Genomic DNA, 16200 nt, shown 5'->3' with positions numbered 1-16200 from the left:
TCGTGACCAGGTCTTCGGCAATCTTTATCTGACGGAGAAGCGGGGTGGTGGCCAGTTCGACGAGGAGGATGTGTCGGTGACGTCGACGCTGGCTGTGGCGGCTGGTGTGGCGATCGACAATGCCCGGTTGTATGAGGAGTCGCGGCTGCGTGAGCGCTGGCTGCGGGCGAGTGCGGAGATCACGAACAGTCTGATGTCCGGGAGTGCGAGTGGGGAGGCTCTCGGGCTGATCGCGGAGCAGGCCAGGGAGATCACGGGCTCGGCGCTGGCGGCGGTCGCGACGCCGATGGCGGACACCGGTTCGCTCACGGTGGAGATCGCGGTGGGTATGGACGCGGACGCCCATCGGGGGCTGGCGCTGGCCATGGACAGGACGCTGATGGGCCTGGCGTTCTCGCAGGGTGCGGCGGTGACGAGCGCAGACGTGGGCCAGGACGAGCGGGTCTCGCCCGAGCCGCCGCGCTTTGAGGGGCTGGGTCCGGCGGTGGCGATTCCGATCGGCACGGGTGGGACGGGGGTGCGTGGTGTGGTGCTGTTGGCGCGTGAGGTGGGGCAGCCGTTGTTCGCGGTGAAGGAGACTGAGCCGTTGCAGGTTTTCGCGGCTCAGGCGGCGATTGCGATGGAGCTGGCGGAGCGGCGGCGGGATGCGGAGGAGGTCGCGGTGCTGAAGGACCGTGACCGGATCGCCCGGGATCTGCATGATCTGGCGATCCAGCGGTTGTTCGCCACCGGGATGACGTTGCAGAGTGCGGGGCGTTTCATCGAGCATTCGGAGGCGTCCGAGCGGGTGTTGCGGGCGGTGGATGATCTGGACGAGACGATCAAGATCATCAGGTCGACCATTTTCGGGTTGCGGGCCCGGGAGGGTGGTGCCGGTGGGGGGTTGCGGGCGCGTGTGGTGCGGGTGGCGGGTGAGGCGGCTCCGGCGCTGGGGTTCGCGCCGAGTCTGCGGATGGAGGGGCTGATCGACACCGATGTGCCCAAGGAGGTCGCCGATCATGTGGTCGCGGTGCTGTCGGAGGCGCTGACCAATGTGGCCCGGCATGCCTGTGCGGGCCGGGCGGAGATCGTTCTGGTGACGGACGGGCGGGAGCTGGTCCTGACTGTCCGGGACAACGGCGTCGGTATCCCGTCCGACGGCCGTCGCAGCGGGCTGCGCAACATGGCGGAGCGGGCGGCGGAACTCGGCGGCAGCCTGGACTGGACCTGCCCCGAGGAGCCCGAGGGGCCCGGGGGTCCCTCGGGCGGCGGTACGACGCTGGTGTGGCGGGTACCGGTGACGAAGCCGTAGCGTCGAATTGCCCGCACCGCCCGGCTCGCCGCCCCGGCTGCCCGGTCCCGGGAGGGCCGGGACCGGGAACGGGACCGTTCGGCCCATGCCCGCAGGGCACGGATGAACGATTCTGAGGGTGTCGGACCACGGCAACCGAACCCTGGAGGTCGCCATGACCGGCACTCCACACGTCGTGAGCGACGTGATGACCCACACCGTCCTCGCCCTGCGCCACGGCGCGGCCTTCAAAGACATCGTGAAGGCCATGCAGCAGTGGCAGGTGAGCGCGGCCCCCGTCCTCGACGACCACGGCCGCGTCGTCGGTGTCGTCTCGGAGGCCGACCTGCTGCGCAAGGAGCAGGCCCGCGCCGACGCGCCCGGCCGTCCGCCGGAGCCGGACCGGACCAAAGCCAGGGCGGTCACCGCCGAGGAGCTGATGACCGTCCCGGCCATCACCGTCCACCCCGGGGCCACGCTGCCCGAGGCCGCGCGCACGATGGCCCGGCACGGCGTCAAACGGCTTCCGGTGGTCGACGCGGACGGTCTGTTGCGGGGCGTCGTGAGCCGAGCCGACCTGCTGAAGGTGTTCCTGCGGGACGACGAGGACATCGCCGAGGAGATCCGGCGCGAGATCGTCCCGCACCTCTTCCCCGACTCGGCCGAACCGGTGCGCGTGCGGGTCCGCGACGGCGTCGTCACCCTCACCGGCCGCGTCCCGGACACCGCACTGGTGCCGGTGGCCACCGGGTGGGTGCGGGGCGTCGACGGCGTGGTCGCCGTGGACTGCGCGCTCGCGGGTCCGCCCCGCCGACCGGACCTGGACCCCGATCTTCCCGACCCGCAGCCCGCCCCACCGGCCTGAGCCCGGCCGCCCGCGGCGGTACGCCCCGGACCTCGGACCCCGGACCTCGGACCTCGGACCTCGGACCTCGGACCTCGGACCCCGGACTTCGGACTTCGGACCCCGGACTTCGGACCCCGGACTTCGGAAGGAGGCGCCGGACCATGAGCAGGACGCGTCGCGTACGCGTGACCAGGAGAAGACCGCTCTGGCGCTGGCGGCACAATCCGCTGCGGCGCCACAGCGACGTCGTGGAAGCCTGGATCGTGCTCGCCGTCTGGACCGTGGCACTCCTCGGCGGGCTGCTCGCCGGAGGGGCGGCCGGCGCGGCCGTGCACCGCGGCTTCGCCGACCGACGTGCCGCCACCCACTCGGTTTCGGCCCGGCTGACCGAGAACGCGGCGAAAGGCTCGCCCGTCTTCGCCGGCTACGACGTGGGGAAGTCGTGGGTCACCGTGCGCTGGAGGGCCGCGGACGGCTCCACCCGCACCGGCCTGGCCAAGGCCCCGCCCACGGCCAAGGCGGGCAGTCGGCTGCAGGTGTGGGTGAACCACGGTGGACAGCTGGTCGGCCCGCCGCCGAGCGGGGCCGAGGTCGCCTGCGACTCCTTGGCGACCGCCTTCCTCGTGGCCCCGCTCGTCGCCACCGCGGTGTGGGGCGGCGGATGGGTGGTCCGCCGGCAGCTGATACGGCGCCGCCTCGCCGAATGGGACGCGGAATGGCGGCAGATCGGGCCCCAGTGGCGGAACTTCAGCGGCGGCAAGGGATGACGGCAGGAGACGGGACCTGACATCCGCCCCGCCCCGACGGTGACGGCCCGTCCGGGCCCCGGGAAGGAACGTAGCCGTACGAGCACCGACGGCCAAGCCCGAAGGCTTCTGACGCCGCACCGCCGCCGACCGCCCCCGGGTCTCCGAGGGGGGCGGTCCGGTGTGTGCGGCCCCGCGTCGGGCAGGGTCGGAGATCGCTAGGAAGCAAACGCAAAACTCTTGCGTTAAGGTGTCCTCCATGACCACCGACCCGGTGCGCCGGCGTCCCGGCGGCCGCAGTGCCAAGGTCCGCTCCGCCGTCACGGCGGCCACCGTCGAACTGCTCGCGGAGTCGGGCCCCGAGAAACTGACCATCGCCGAGGTGGCCGCGCGTGCCGGGGTCCACGAGACCTCGATCTACCGGCGCTGGAAGACCCGCGAACGGCTCGTCCTCGACTCGATGATCGAGCTCAGCTCCGAACTGCTCGCCGTCCCCGACACGGGTTCACTGCGCGGGGACCTGGTCGCCCTGGGGCAGAAGATCGTCGGCCGCGGAACCTCTCCGCTGGGTTCGGCACTGGTCCGGGGCTTCGCCGCCCACGTGGACGACGCCGACGCCGCCCGGACCCGGCACGAGTTCTGGGAGAACCGTCTCACCGGCGCCGAGGTCATGATGGAACGCGCCAGGGCCCGGGGTGAACTCCCCGCCCACGTCGACAGCCGCACGCTGCTGGAACTGTTCGTCTCGCCGATCCATTTCAGGCTGCTGCTGACCCGTCAGCCCGTCGACAGCCGTTACCTGGAGCGGATCGCCGACATCACGGTCGCGGGCGCGGCGGCGACCCCGCCGACCTGAGCCGCGGCCGTGCGAAGGAGCCGCCCCGCACTCCTCCCGCGTCGCACCGCTGGTCGAATTCACCGCTGAATACCTCGTCGAAAACCCCCGACCGGCGTCGGGCCGCCGTTCCGAACCGACTCGACACGACGGGAAGCTCCATGACATCCCTCGCAACTCCGGCCGGAGAAGGCTCCGCACACCTCGCTGCCGGGACCGCTACGGGTCCGGGCGTCCGCCTGGTCGGGCGGTCGGCGGAACTGGCCCTCCTCGACGGGTTCCTCGCCTCCGCCGCCACCCGGGGTGCCGCGCTGATGCTGACCGGGGACGCGGGCGTGGGCAAGAGCGCCCTGCTGGACGCCGCGGCGGGGCGGGCCGGCGAGCGGGGCTTCCGGGTCGTCAGGGTGGTGGGCTCGCCCTTCGAGGAGAGCGTCAGCTTCTCGGCCCTGCACCAGATGCTCCAGCCGCTGACGGACGAGATGTCCGCACTGCCCGCACGCCAGGCGAGGACGCTCCGGGCGGCCCTCGGCCTGTCCGACGAGCAGCCGGCCGAACTCCTCGCCGTCGCCGGTGCCGTCCGCACCCTGCTGTCCCGGACCGCGGCCGCGGCCGGGCCCGTCGCGCTGGTCGTCGACCAGGTGACCTGGCTCGACCGTCCCAGCGCGGTCGTCCTGGCGAACCTCGCCCGCCACATCCGCACCAGCCCGCTGGCCCTGCTGGCCGCCTCCCGGACCGGCGACGAGTCCTACCTGAGCGGCACCGGCCTGCCCACCCACGAGGTCCGGCCGCTGGACGCGGAGTCCGCGCACCGGCTGGTCACGGAGCGGTTCCCGGCTATGACGCCGAGGGTCCGCCGACGGCTGGTCACCGAGGCCGCCGGCAACCCGCTCGCCCTGCTCGAACTGCCGGCCACCCTCGACGAGGCCCAGCTGACGGACCGCGGGCCGCTGCCGGCCGCGCTGCCCCTCACCGACCGGCTGCAGAAGATCTACGGCGTCCGGGTCGGCGCCCTGCCGGAACCGGCGCGCGAACTGCTGCTGCTCGCCGTCCTCGACGGCTCCGGCGACCTGGGCATCCTGCGACGGGCCGGGGGCGGCGACGCCCCGGCCGCACTCGCCCCCGCCGAGAAGGCGGGCCTGGTGCGGGTGGACGCCGCGTCGGGCCGGCTCGTCTTCCGGCATCCGCTGACCCGGTCCGCGGTCCTGGAGCTGTCGACGAGCGCCGAACGCAGGCGCGGGCACCTGGCCCTGGCCCGCGAGTTCCCGGAGGGATCCGAACACCGCGCCCGCCATCTGGCCGACGCCACGATCGGGCCGGACGACGAGGTGGCCGGCCTCTTGTACGAGGTCGCCCACCGCACCCTGGGCCGCGGTGACGCCGTCGGCGCCATCACCACCCTGCTGCGCGCCTCCGAGCTGAGCCTCGACGGGGCGGCGAAGGCCAGGATGCTGACCGAGGCGGCCTGCCTGGGCGCCAACATCACCGGCGACCTGCGCAACGTACGCGCCCTGCTGGCCGACGCCGCGCTCGCCGATCCCACGGACCCCGACTCACTGGCCGCCGCGACCGCCGCGGCCAGCCAGCTCGTCAACGGAGAGGGCGACGCCGACACCGCTCACAAACTCCTCGTCGGCGCGATCGGCGGCAGGAATCCGCAGAACCGGTTCAGCACCGACGTCCTGCACGAAGCGGTGCTCACCCTGGTCCGGGTGTGCTTCTACAGCGGCCGGCCGGAGCTGTGGCGGACCTTCGACGACGCGGTGCGCGACACCCCGTCGGCGGGCTCCGAGCCGCTGCTGCCGGTGCTCCGCGGCGCCCTCGGTGATCCCGTGCACGCGGCACTGCCCGTGCTGGACACGCTCGACGGCCTCGTCGCGGGCCTGGACGGCGAGACCGACCTCAGACGGGTCATCGGGGTGGCTGCCGCCGCCACCTTCGTCGACCGCCTGCCCGGCTGCCGCGTCGCCCTGCGCCGGGTCGTCGACAGCGGCCGCGACGGAGGAGCCGTCGCCGCCGCGATCGAGGCGAGCTTCATGCTGGCCAACGACGCCTACTACTCCGGACAGTGGGACGACATACCGGAACTGACCGAGGAGGGGCTGCGCTGGTGCGACCGGCACAGCTACCGGCTCACGGCGCAGCCCTGCCGGTACCTGCGGGGCGTGCTGGCCGCCGCCCGGGGCGACACCCGCACCGCGCTGACCGTCGCCGACCGCCTCGTGTCCTGGGGCGCCCCGCGGAGACTGGACACGCTGGGCCTGTACGCCGCCCACATCAGGGCGATGTGCGCGCTCGGCAGCGCCGACTTCGAGGGCGCGTACCGGCACCTGGCGACGGTCGTCACCCCGGGCGAGCTGCCGCCGTACCAGCCCCATGCCCTCTGGTTCTTCCTGGACTTCGCCGAGACCGCGGCCCGCACCGGCCGCCACGCGGAGGCCGCCGCCCACGTGGCCGCGGTCGACGAGACCCGGATCCCCGCCCTCTCGCCCCGCCTGGCGATGCTGACCGCCGCCGCCCGCGCCGCCGCCACCCCGGACGTCGTCGCCCACGACCTGTTCGAGAGTGCCATCGCCACCCCGGACGCCCAGCGCTGGCCCTTCGAATGGGCACGGATCCGCCTGCTCTACGGCGAACGGCTGCGCAGGGCCAGGGCCGGACGGGTGGCCCGGGTCCATCTCGACGCCGCGCTCACCACCTTCCAGCGCCTGGGCGCCGCACCCTGGGCCGCACGGGCCGCGAACGAACTGCGGGCCAGCGGCATCGCCGTTCCCGGCACGGCGTCCGGTGCGGACCGCCCGGCCCTGCTCACCCCGCAGGAACTGCAGGCGGCCGAGCTGGCCGCGACCGGGCTGACCAACAAGCAGATCGCCGCCCGGCTCTCCCTCTCGCCCCGCACGGTGGCAGCGCACCTGAGCAGCGCCTTCCCGAAACTCGGCGTCTCCTCCCGCGCCGGGCTGCGCGACGCGCTCACCGGCCTGCCCCGGGACGGGCGGTACTGAGCAGCAGGTACGGGGCCCGGCCCGGCCCGGCCGCCCGGTCGGGCCCGGTCACGGCGGGGGTGTCGGTGGCGGGCGCGCCGAAACCGGCCCCGGTGAGCAGGGCGGTGTAGGCGGACAGGGAGCGGTAGTGGCAGACGGTCGTGACGCAGCCGCCGTCGAGCCGGCGCAGCTCGGTGGGCACGGGCGCCCCCTCCGCGTAGGACGCGCCGGGCTCGCCGTACCGGAGCGTGGCGAACTGTTCCCCCACCGCGCCCGGGTTGAGGTCCGCGAGGACATAGGGGGCGCCGGGCCGGAGCACCCGGTGGATCTCGGCGGTCAGCGCGGCCAGCCGCAGGTCGTCGGGGTCGGTGCAGTAGACCAGGCAGCAGACGGCCGCGTCGACGGTGCCGTCCGGGATCCAGGCCAGCGAACGGCCGTCGAAGAGGCGGTAGTCGACGCGCGGGTGGGGGCGGTCGGTGCGGGCGATGTCCAGCATGTGCGCCGAGGGGTCGACACCCTGCACCGACCAGCCGCCGGCGTCGGCGAGCTCCAGGGCCAGGGCGCCGGTGCCGCAGCCGATGTCGAGGACGGCCGCGCCGGGGTACGGGGGAGTGCCGACCCGGTCCAGGACCGCGGGGAAGATCAGCTGCCGGGCCAGCCGCATGTCACGGTCGCGGTAGGCGGCCGCCGCCGCGGGGGTGTCCCAGGCGAGCGCCTGCGGCCGGTCGGAGGAAGCGGTCATGGCCCGAGTCTTGTGGCCGGCGCCCGGCCCCACCAGTCCCTCGATCGGGCGATCCGGGAGCCGGGCCCGCCGCTTTTGCCGGGGTCAGCGGGCGGCGGCGGCCTCCTGGGCGATCTGCTCGAACCGGGCACCCATCGCCTCGGACAGCGCCTGCGCGGCCGACAAGGGGCGCACCATCACCGTGAACTCGTCGATCTTCCCGTCCTCGTCGAAGTGCAGGAAGTCGCAGCCCTGGAGCTTCTTGCCGGCGACCGTCGCCGTGAACACGAGGGCGTGGTCGCGGCCGTCCGGGTTGGCGATCTCCCGTACGTAGGCGAAGTCCTCGAACACCTGCGACACCGCCCGCAGGATCGCGGCCGTGATCGGCTTGCCCGGGTACGGCTTGAACACGACCGGGCTGGTGAAGACGACGTCGTCGGACAGCAGGGCGGCCACGGCGTCCATGTCGTGGTTCTCGACGGCCTCACGGAAGGGGTGCACGGGGTGCATGGGATCCACCTCACATAGTCAAAAAGTTGAGTAGGTGCATGCTAGCGTGCACCCATGGCTCTGCGGAACGCGGTGATGGCCGCCCTCCTGGAGGGCGAGGCCTCCGGATACGACCTCGCCAAGGGATTCGACGCGACGGTCGCCAACTTCTGGACGGCGACGCCCCAGCAGCTCTACCGCGAACTGGAGCGCATGGAGACCGAGGGGCTGGTCACCGCCCGCGTCGTCGAGCAGGAACGCCGCCCCAACAAACGGCTGTTCTCCCTCACCCGGGCCGGACGGGACGCGGTCCGCGCGTACACGGCCGAGCCACCGGCGCGGCCGTCCGTGGTCCGTGACGAACTGCTGGTCAAGGTGCAGTGCGCGGACGCGGGCGACCTCGACGCGGTCCGCACCGCCGTCGCCGAGCGCATGGAGTGGGCCACCGCCAAACTGGTCCGCTACGAACGGATCCGGCAGCGCCTGCTCGCCGGCCGCTCGGAGGAGGCGTACTTCGCCGAGGCGGAGCGCATCGGCCCGTACCTCACCCTGCTGCGCGGGATGTCCTTCGAACGGGAGAACCTCCAGTGGGGAGAGCTGGCGCTGCGCAGACTCGGACAGCGGGCGGCCGTTCATAACCAACAAAGTGAGTAGGACTCCAGGCAGAGAGACGGGGTGCCCGACTCGTCGGGCACCCCGTGGCCGTACCCGGGTCAGCAGGTCGCGACCCCCGGCAGCCAGGCCGGGCCCTTGATGTAGATGTTCGTCATCCACGCGCCGTTGGTCAGCTTGGACCAGGCGTCGTTGGTGTAGCCCTCGGCGGTGACCGTCTGGGCGTGCGCCTGGCAGACCACGTTGACCGTCGTCGGCTGCGCGAAGTAGTCCACGACACCGGCGTTCACGTTCGGCTCGCTGTGCGTGCGCACGCCCGTGCCCCAGGTCTGGAACGCCGTGCTGCCCCCGCTCGGCGGCGGCGGGTTGTCGCCGCCGCAGTCCGGGATGCCGGGCAGCTCGGCCGGGCCCTTGATGTAGATGTTGGTCATCCAGGAGCCGTCGGCCAGCTTGGCCCAGATGTCGTTGGTGTAGCCCTCGGCACTCACCTCCTCCGCGTGCTCCTGGCACTGGACGGAGACCTGCGTGGGTCCGGCGAAGGTGTCGACGACCGAGGCGTGCACGCTCGGCGTGGAGTGCGTGTGCACCCCCGTGCCCCAGGTCTGGAACGTCGAACCGCCGTTCGCCGGCGGCGGCACCGGCGTGCCGGACGGGTTGATGCGGATCGCGCCGGCGTAGTCGCCGCCCGTGCGGACCGGGGTCACCCGGATGTGGGTGCCCGACTCGTACGCCTCGACCATCTGCCCCGCGCCCAGGTACATGGCGACGTGGTGGATGTACCCGCTGCCCCAGAACATCAGGTCACCGGGGACCAGGGGAGCGGTGCCCTGGCCCGCCGAGAAGCGCGCCGAGGCGTGCGGGCTGTGGAACTGGTCGTCGGCGGTGCCGTTGAGCAGGTCCGAGCCGGTCGCCCGGTAGTAGGCGTACCGCATCAGGCCCGAACAGTCGAAACCCATGCGCTCGTTGTCGTGCAGGCTGTCCGGGTCGGAGCCGTCGTAGTAGCCGTACGTGGCCCCGGGCGTGGCGCCGTGGCCGCCGCCCCAGCTGTACCAGACGCCGATCTGGGAGCAGGCCGCCGCGACGGCGGCCTGCGCGGTGGCCGAGGCGCCGGAGGCCAGCACACCGCACGAGGTGTCCTGGGCCGCGGCATGCGCGGTGACGGGAAGCAGCGGGGCCATCGCCAGGGCCGCGACCGCCGCGAGCGTCCTGGCAGGCGTGATGAGGTTCAAGATGTACATCCTTCGTCGACGTGGAGCCGGGTGCGGGGGTCGGGCGGATCCACCGGGTGCCGCGCCCCACCCCCGTCGGGGCGCGGCACCCGGAGCTCAACCGGCCAGCGCCGCGCGCATCTTGGCCAGCGCCCGCATGCGGTTGCGCTGGACGGTGCCGCGATGGGCGCCGAGCCGTTCCCCGGCCGTGTCGTGGGTGAGCCCCTCCAGGTCGACGAGGATCACCGCGGCCGCCTCCTTCGGCGAGAGCACGCTCAGCAGCGCGAGGGCGGTGGCCGAGGCCTCGTAGGTGCCGAGGCCGCCGTCCCAGCCGGCCTCCGGCAGCCGGTCCGTGGTGCGCTCCCGGCGGGAGGGGTGCAGCCAGGAGTCGCGCAGCAGGTTCAGGGCGACCGTGCAGGTGTAGGCGTACGGATGCTGCTGGGGCGTCAGGTTCCTGGCCCGGGCCCGCCGGGAGAGCCGCAGGTACGTCTCCTGGAGGAGGTCGTCGGCGTCGTGCGGATTGCCGGTCAGGGCGAGCAGCCGTCTGCGCAGTCTGGGCATGTCGGCGGTGAAGCCGGCGTCGAACTCGTCCGGGCTCATGGGCTCGAAGGCGTCGTCCGCATCGTCGCGCGGGTCCCGCGTACACGTGCCGCCGTGGTTTTCCATGGTCGTCCCCCGTTGGTCGTCGGTGGTGCGGGCGAGATGTCCGGTCCGTCGGTCAGGCGGGCCGGACGGGCGTGGCGGCGGGTCCGTAGCGGGCGGCCGGCGCCCCGCTCAGCAGGGCCCAGTACCGGTCGCCGTAGGACCAGTGCCACCACTCCGTGGGGTAGTTGACGAAGCCGGCCGTGGTCAGCGCCCGGCCCATCAGCACCCGGTTGGCGCGCGCCTCGGCGCCGACGTTCGGCGCCCCGGTACGGCAGGCGCCCGCGCTCTCCTCCGGGGTGGCGTTGACCTCCGTGCCCAGCGGCAGCTCGGTGCCGTCGGCGGTGCACAGGGTCAGGTCCACCGCCCCGCCGCTCACGTGCGGGGCCACCTCCGGCGGGGAGATGTAGGCGCTGGCCAGCTCGCGGATCCGGTCCGGACCGGCGTCGGGGTGCGCCGCGCGCAGGGTCGCCGCGTACTGCTCGAAGTAGCGGCGCTGCAGGTCGGGCGGCCGGAACCCCTCGACCACCAGGAACCGGATCCCGGCGGGCAGCAGGGACTGGGCCTGCAGCAGCCTGCGCAGCGCCCCGAGGCGCAGGTGCGCGTAGCTGCCGTCGGCGTCGGCCTGGCGCAGGTCGATCCGCAGGCCGGGTGTCTCCCGCAGATCGACCAGTGGTTCACCGCACTCCTGCTCGGTGACCTCGGCGACCCGGGAGTCGGAGAGCGTGATGATGTCCGTCACGCAGAACAGCGTGCCCGGACCCCCTGCAATTGCTCTGCAGCTTCCCTGCAAGCGCGTCACCAGGGCTTCTGCAGCCGCAGTCGGACTCCGCGCGCCCGAGAACCGGCTACGGCACCTCGTCGCCCGCCCGCTCCCGCGCCTCCCGGCCGCCCAGCGACCGGAACACCTCCAGCGCCTCCGCCCGTGCCGCCAGGGCCCGTTCCGTCTCGCCGTCCGCCGACCACACCGCGGTCAGGTCCCACAGCGTGCGGGCCCGCCACAGCGGCAGTCCCAGCTCCGCCCAGAGGGCCGCCGCCAGCTCCAGCGGCTCCCGGGCCCCGTCGGTGTCCCCGGCCGCCAGCCGCAGCTCCCCGAGCGTGCGCAGCACCAGCGCCTCGCCGAACCGGTCCTGGCGCTCCCGGGCCACCGCCAGGCAACGGGCCAGCCGCCGGCCCGCCTCCGCCGTCCGCCCGGTGCGCAACTCCACCTTGGCCAGCGCCTGTTCGGTGTACATCACGCCGAAGGTGTCGTGCAGGCCGGTGAAGAGCCGCAGCGCGTCGCGGAGCAGGCTTTCGGCGCCGGCGTACTGTCCCTCGGCCCGGTCGCACAGGGCCAGCAGGCGCAGGGTGAGCCCCTCGCCGTGCAGGTCGGCAGCGGCCCGGTACAGCGCGAGGGCCCCGGACAGCGCCGCCCGGGCCCGTGCGCCGTGCCCCTGTTCGAGGTGCACATACCCGATGCCGTACAGCACCCCCGCCCGGGCGCCGACGTCGCCCGTGTCGCCGTACCGCTCCAGCGCGGCCTCCAGCAGCTCCAACGCCTCGGCGTAGCGGGCCTGTTCGCGGCGGGCGGTGCCCATCCCGGCGAGTGCCACGGCCGACCCGTCCGGCACCTGCTCCCCGAACAGCCGCAGCGCGTCCGCGAAGTAGCTGTACGAGTCCTCGAAACGGTCCTGCTCGTAACGGAGCTGGCCGAGCCCGGCGAGCAGCCACGCCTCGCCCTCCACGTCCCCGCCGCGCCGCACCGCCGCCATGGCCGCCGTGTGCGCGCGGGACCAGGCGTCGAACTGGTTGTACAGCGCGGCCGAACTCGCGATCAGCGCCCCGGCGAGATCACGTGCGGTGCGTGCCATGCCGTGGTCGGCGCAGTGCGTCACGGCGGCCAGCAGCCCGGCCTGCTCGGCGGCGAACCAGGCCGCGGGCCGGGCGAGGAGCGCCTCCTCGGTCTCCGGGTCGAGCGGTCGGACGGCGGCCGGTTCGGGGAAGTGGCGGGCTGCGCCGCCGGGACCCCGGGCGGCGGCCTTCCGGGCGAGGTCCAGCCAGCTCGCGGCCAGCCGCAGCACCGCGGCGACGCGGTCCTCGGCGCTCTCCTCGACGAGGCAGCGCTCGCGGGCGTGTTCGCGGGCGAGGTCGTGGATGCGGTAGCGGGCGAGGCCGGTGCCGTCCACGCCGATCACGTCGATGAAGTGGCAGTCCACCAGCCGCTCGACGGCCTCCTCGGCCTCCTCCGTCCCTATGCCGAGCAGGGGAGCGGCGATCCAGGCCGCGAAGTCCGGGAGGTCCAGCAGGGCGAGGCGGCGCAGGGCCCGGCGCTCCTGCGGGGCGAGGTCGGCGTAGCCGAGTTCCAGGCTGGTGCGCAACTCCAGGTCCCCGGCGCTGAGTTCGTTGAGCCGTCGGCGCTCGTCGCGCAGCCGTCCGGCGAGCCGGCCGGGCGCCCAGTGCGGGCGGGCCGCCAGGCGGGCACCGGCGATCCGCACCGCGAGCGGCAGCCGCCCGCACAGGGCGACGATCTCGGCGGCCCGCTCCGGCTCCGCCCCGGTCCGCCCCGCCCCGGCCACCCGGCGCAGCAGGTCGAGGGCCTCGGCCTCGTCCGGGACGGCGAGGTCCAGATGGGCGGCGCCCTCCAGCGCCACCAGCCGGCGGCGGCTGGTGATCAGCACCGCCGAACCGGGTCCCGGCGGGAGCAGCGGCCGCAGGTGCGCCTCACCGGCCGCGTTGTCCAGGACGATCAGGGTCCGCCGGTGCCCGATGTGCGTGCGGTACAGGCCGGTCAGCTCCTCGACGCCGGACGGCAGCGTGTCCGGGTCGACGCCCATCGCCCGCAGCAGCCGGGCCAGCGCGTCGGCGGGTTCCAGCGGGGTGGTGTCGGCGGCCCGCAGGTCCACGAACAGCCGGCCGTCCGGGAAGAGGTCGGCGGTGCGATGGCCGACGTGCACGGCGAGCGCCGTCTTGCCGATGCCGGAGCGCCCGGAGATCACCCCGATCGGCGGCGCGGTCCGGCCGGTGTCGCCGACGCCCCGCAGCAGCTCGGTCGCCCACTTGACCTGCTCCGCCCGGCCCACGAAGTCGGCGATGTCGGGCGGGAGATGGGAGGGCGCGGGGCGCGTCCGTCCGCTTCTGGGAGCCGGCACCGGCCGGCTGGCCCGCCCGGTGCCCAGCACGCCGGTGTCATGGGTGAGGACGGCCTGGTGCACCGCCCGCAGCTCCGGTCCCGGGTCGATGCCGAGTTCGTCGCGGAGCACCGCGCGGCCCTCCTGGTAGACGCGCAGGGCGTCGGAGACCCGGCCGGTGCGGAACAGGGCCGTCATCAGCTGGCCGCGCGGCCGCTCCCGCAGCGGATGCGCGGCCACATGGGCGAGCAGCGGAGCGATGGTGCCGTCCGCCCGGTCCAGGTCCAGGGCCAGCCCGAAGGACTCCTCCTGGGCCACCAGCCGCAGCTCCGCGAGCCGGGCCGCCTCGATCCGGGCGAACGACTGGCCGAGCCCCTCCAGCGCCTCCCGGCCGCGCCACAGCCCGAGCGCCTCGGCGAGCACGTCGGCGGCCTCCTCCGTGCGCCCCAGGGACCGCCCGGTGGCGAGGAGTTCCTCGAAGCGGCGGGCGTCGACCCGGTCCGCGGCGAGCTCGGCGACGTAGCCCGGGGGGCGGGTGCGGATCACCTCGGCCGTGCCGACCCGGGCCAGGGCCCGGCGTACGGCGGAGACATGGGTGGCGACCAGGGCGCCCGCGGTGGCCGGTGCCTCCTCGTCCCAGACGAAGTCCACCAGGCGCTCGGTGGAGATCACCTCGCCCAGATGGACGACGAGAGCGGCGAGGACGGCCAGCGGCCGGGAGCCGCCGAGCGGGGCCCGCCTGCCCCCCTCCCAGACCTCCACCGGGCCGAGCAGACGTACTTCGAACATCGGTCCCCGATCGCCGCCCCGCGAATGGCGACAACGATATCGGCGGCCACCGTCCGGGCAGAGCGACAGCCGGGCCGTCGTGTCCGGAACCGTCCCGTCCGACCGGTCGGACGGAACCGCCACGACGCCCGGGGTACCGAACGGGGGCCTGGGCCCGTCGGCGCTGCGGGAGCCGTTCTCCCTCCTGCCGCAGTTGGCTGGTTTCTGTGGGTGGCCATAGCGGCCCCTGTGCGGGAGACGGGCGGCGGCCGGCCCTCGTATGACCGCGCACCCGGATCCGCCGCGAAATCCGTGGCGCATCCATGGCGCCGGAAATTCCTCGCGGCCGCATGTCATACGAACGCCCCGTCGGCGGCGTCAACGGCCCGTAAGCACCGAGCCGTTCGCCGCACGCCCAGGGAGTGACCCGATGAAGCGCACCGCCTTCCGCCGAAGGGCCGCGCGGCTGAGCGCAGTCGCCGCCGTGGCCGCGCTCGCCCTCACCGGCTGCTCCCGGGCGTCCGGCGACGGCTCGGCCCCCGCCGCCGCGCACCGGTTCCGCGACCTCACCTACGCGGAGGACCTGCAGGTCTCGGACGCCGAACAGCGCCTGGTCGCCCGGTGCATGGCCCGCCACGGGTTCCGCTACTGGACGGACCGCCCGCTGAGCCTGGCCGAGAGCAGGCCGCTCGGCTACGTCCAGGACGACGTGGCCTGGGCCCGTACCTACGGATACGGCAGCCGGATCACGGCGAAGGAGGACCTCGCCCGGCTGCGCAACCCCAACAGCGCCTACCGCAAGGGCCTCACCGCCACCCGGAAGGCCGCGTACGACACCGCTCTCGACGGCGGCCGGCAGGCCGAACTGCTGCGTACCGACGTCCCGGGCGGGGGCGAGGTCCGCAAGCAGACCGGCGGCTGCGACGGCGAGGCGGAACGGCGGCTGTACGGCGATCCGCAGACCTGGTTCCGGCTCGACACCACGGCGAGCAACCTGCGCCCGCTCTACGTCGGCAAGCTGCTGCACGACCGGCGGTTCACCGCCGCCGTGCACGCGTGGTCGGCCTGCATGAAGCGGGCCGGCCACCCCTACCGGGACCCGGACGCGGCCCGGCAGGCCACCCGGGAGCACCCCGCGGTCCAGACCCGGGCCGAGGAGGCCAGGAGCTTCGCCGCCGAGACCCGGATCGCGGTCGCCGACGCCACCTGCGCCCGCGAGGTCTCCCTCAAGTCCGTGGGCCAGGACCGCGAGGCTCACTATCTGGCCCAGCTGGACGGCGAGTACGGCGCCCGGCTGGACGTCTACCGGCAGGTGCGACTCAGGGCGCTGGAGCGCGCCGAGCGGATCGTGCCCGCCCGCACCTGACACCTGCCGCCACCCCATGACTCCGCGGCGCCCGCCGCGGCCCTCTCCCACACCGACCCGCCTCCGACGAGGCAGAACGGGATTCATCATGCGCAAAATGACCCTCGCCCTCACCACGCTGGCCCTCGCGGCCGTCGGCTTCGCCGTGCCGGCGACCGCCCACGCCTCGGCCGGCTGCAACGCGGCGTGGCCGGGCCGCGACGGCAACGTGCGGGCCTGGAAGGACTGGGACTGCGCGGGCGGCCTGCTCGGCGTCACCGCGGGCAACGACTCCAACTGGTCCGACGGCTCCGGCGGCTTCCAGGGCAGCGCAGGCAACGCGGCCTCCTCCGTGATGAACAGCGGCTACGTCGGCGGCAAGGACGTCGTGGCCTTCTACTACTTCTCCAACTACTCAGGCGGCTACGGCTGCCTGAAGCCGGGCGAGCTCTATGTGGACGACCTCACCCGGGACCACTTCACCGACGGTCACTCCATGAACGACAACATCCTGTCCCACCAGTGGGTGACGGAGAGCGCCTGCGCCGCGGGCTCCTTCATCAGCTGAAGCCCGGCGCCGGCCGCGGTCACCGTTCCCCCGCTCGCGGCCGGCGCCGTCTCCTTACCGACTA

The 16200-nt window shown here is 74.0% G+C and carries 14 protein-coding genes; 8 read left to right on the top strand and 6 right to left on the bottom strand.

Annotation, left to right across the window (positions count from 1 at the left end; genetic code table 11):
• The 5 genes from SSP29_RS47955 to SSP29_RS47935 form a co-directional block, all read left to right on the top strand.
• The coding region (locus SSP29_RS47955; RefSeq protein WP_089107314.1) for a sensor histidine kinase at positions 1–1291 on the top strand (1291 nt) is incomplete at its 5' end.
• 154 nt (positions 1292–1445) lie between these two features.
• The gene (locus SSP29_RS47950) at positions 1446–2135 is read left to right on the top strand and encodes a CBS domain-containing protein (RefSeq protein ID WP_089107324.1); all 690 of its coding nucleotides are present in this window, start codon (positions 1446–1448) and stop codon (positions 2133–2135) included.
• Between the two features lie 143 nt (positions 2136–2278).
• On the top strand, positions 2279–2884 hold the full coding sequence (locus tag SSP29_RS47945; protein WP_089107313.1) for an Rv1733c family protein: 606 nt from the start codon (positions 2279–2281) through the stop codon (positions 2882–2884).
• Between the two features lie 238 nt (positions 2885–3122).
• Positions 3123–3719 carry a TetR/AcrR family transcriptional regulator gene (locus tag SSP29_RS47940; protein WP_089107312.1) on the top strand — a complete coding sequence of 199 codons (597 nt, stop codon included), beginning with the start codon at positions 3123–3125 and terminating at the stop codon, positions 3717–3719.
• A 140-nt stretch (positions 3720–3859) separates the two neighbouring features.
• Positions 3860–6697 (top strand): ATP-binding protein, encoded by a 2838-nt coding sequence (locus SSP29_RS47935; protein ID WP_089107311.1) that lies wholly within the window; start codon positions 3860–3862, stop codon positions 6695–6697.
• Here SSP29_RS47935 and SSP29_RS47930 read toward each other — a convergent pair.
• Together SSP29_RS47930 and SSP29_RS47925 are read right to left on the bottom strand one after the other, a co-directional pair.
• Positions 6666–7418 carry a class I SAM-dependent methyltransferase gene (locus SSP29_RS47930; protein WP_145969066.1) on the bottom strand — a complete coding sequence of 251 codons (753 nt, stop codon included), beginning with the start codon at positions 7416–7418 and terminating at the stop codon, positions 6666–6668. The genes SSP29_RS47935 and SSP29_RS47930 overlap by 32 nt on opposite strands.
• Positions 7419–7502: 84 nt before the next feature.
• Positions 7503–7898: a nuclear transport factor 2 family protein gene (locus SSP29_RS47925; RefSeq protein ID WP_089107323.1), complete on the bottom strand. Its 396-nt coding sequence runs from the start codon at positions 7896–7898 to the stop codon at positions 7503–7505.
• Positions 7899–7961: 63 nt separating this feature from the next.
• On the opposite strand from SSP29_RS47925, the gene SSP29_RS47920 reads away from it, so the two are divergent.
• Complete coding sequence (locus SSP29_RS47920; protein ID WP_089107309.1) at positions 7962–8540, top strand: PadR family transcriptional regulator; 579 nt, start codon at positions 7962–7964, stop codon at positions 8538–8540.
• 59 nt (positions 8541–8599) lie between these two features.
• On the opposite strand, the gene SSP29_RS47915 is transcribed toward SSP29_RS47920, so the two are convergent.
• The 4 genes from SSP29_RS47915 to SSP29_RS47900 form a co-directional block, all read right to left on the bottom strand.
• Positions 8600–9676, bottom strand: coding sequence for a C40 family peptidase (locus SSP29_RS47915; protein WP_245883570.1), 1077 nt, complete (start codon positions 9674–9676; stop codon positions 8600–8602).
• A gap of 147 nt (positions 9677–9823) precedes the next feature.
• Positions 9824–10372, bottom strand: a complete 549-nt coding sequence (locus SSP29_RS47910; RefSeq protein ID WP_150136368.1) for an RNA polymerase sigma factor — start codon at positions 10370–10372, stop codon at positions 9824–9826.
• A gap of 52 nt (positions 10373–10424) precedes the next feature.
• A complete protein-coding gene (locus SSP29_RS47905) occupies positions 10425–11090 on the bottom strand; it encodes a M15 family metallopeptidase (RefSeq protein ID WP_089107307.1) in 666 nt (221 codons plus the stop codon).
• A gap of 106 nt (positions 11091–11196) precedes the next feature.
• Positions 11197–14244, bottom strand: coding sequence for an AfsR/SARP family transcriptional regulator (locus tag SSP29_RS47900; protein ID WP_089107306.1), 3048 nt, complete (start codon positions 14242–14244; stop codon positions 11197–11199).
• A 409-nt stretch (positions 14245–14653) separates the two neighbouring features.
• On the opposite strand from SSP29_RS47900, the gene SSP29_RS59260 reads away from it, so the two are divergent.
• Together SSP29_RS59260 and SSP29_RS47890 are read left to right on the top strand one after the other, a co-directional pair.
• On the top strand, positions 14654–15589 hold the full coding sequence (locus SSP29_RS59260; protein WP_150136365.1) for a hypothetical protein: 936 nt from the start codon (positions 14654–14656) through the stop codon (positions 15587–15589).
• 88 nt (positions 15590–15677) lie between these two features.
• Positions 15678–16136, top strand: coding sequence for a hypothetical protein (locus SSP29_RS47890; RefSeq protein ID WP_089107305.1), 459 nt, complete (start codon positions 15678–15680; stop codon positions 16134–16136).
• Positions 16137–16200 lie beyond the last annotated feature (64 nt).

This window comes from Streptomyces hyaluromycini (assembly GCF_002217755.1).
GTDB lineage: Bacteria > Actinomycetota > Actinomycetes > Streptomycetales > Streptomycetaceae > Streptomyces > Streptomyces hyaluromycini.
The sequence above is the reverse complement of the archived record's forward strand: the minus strand, read 5'-3'. Positions and strand labels throughout refer to the sequence as shown.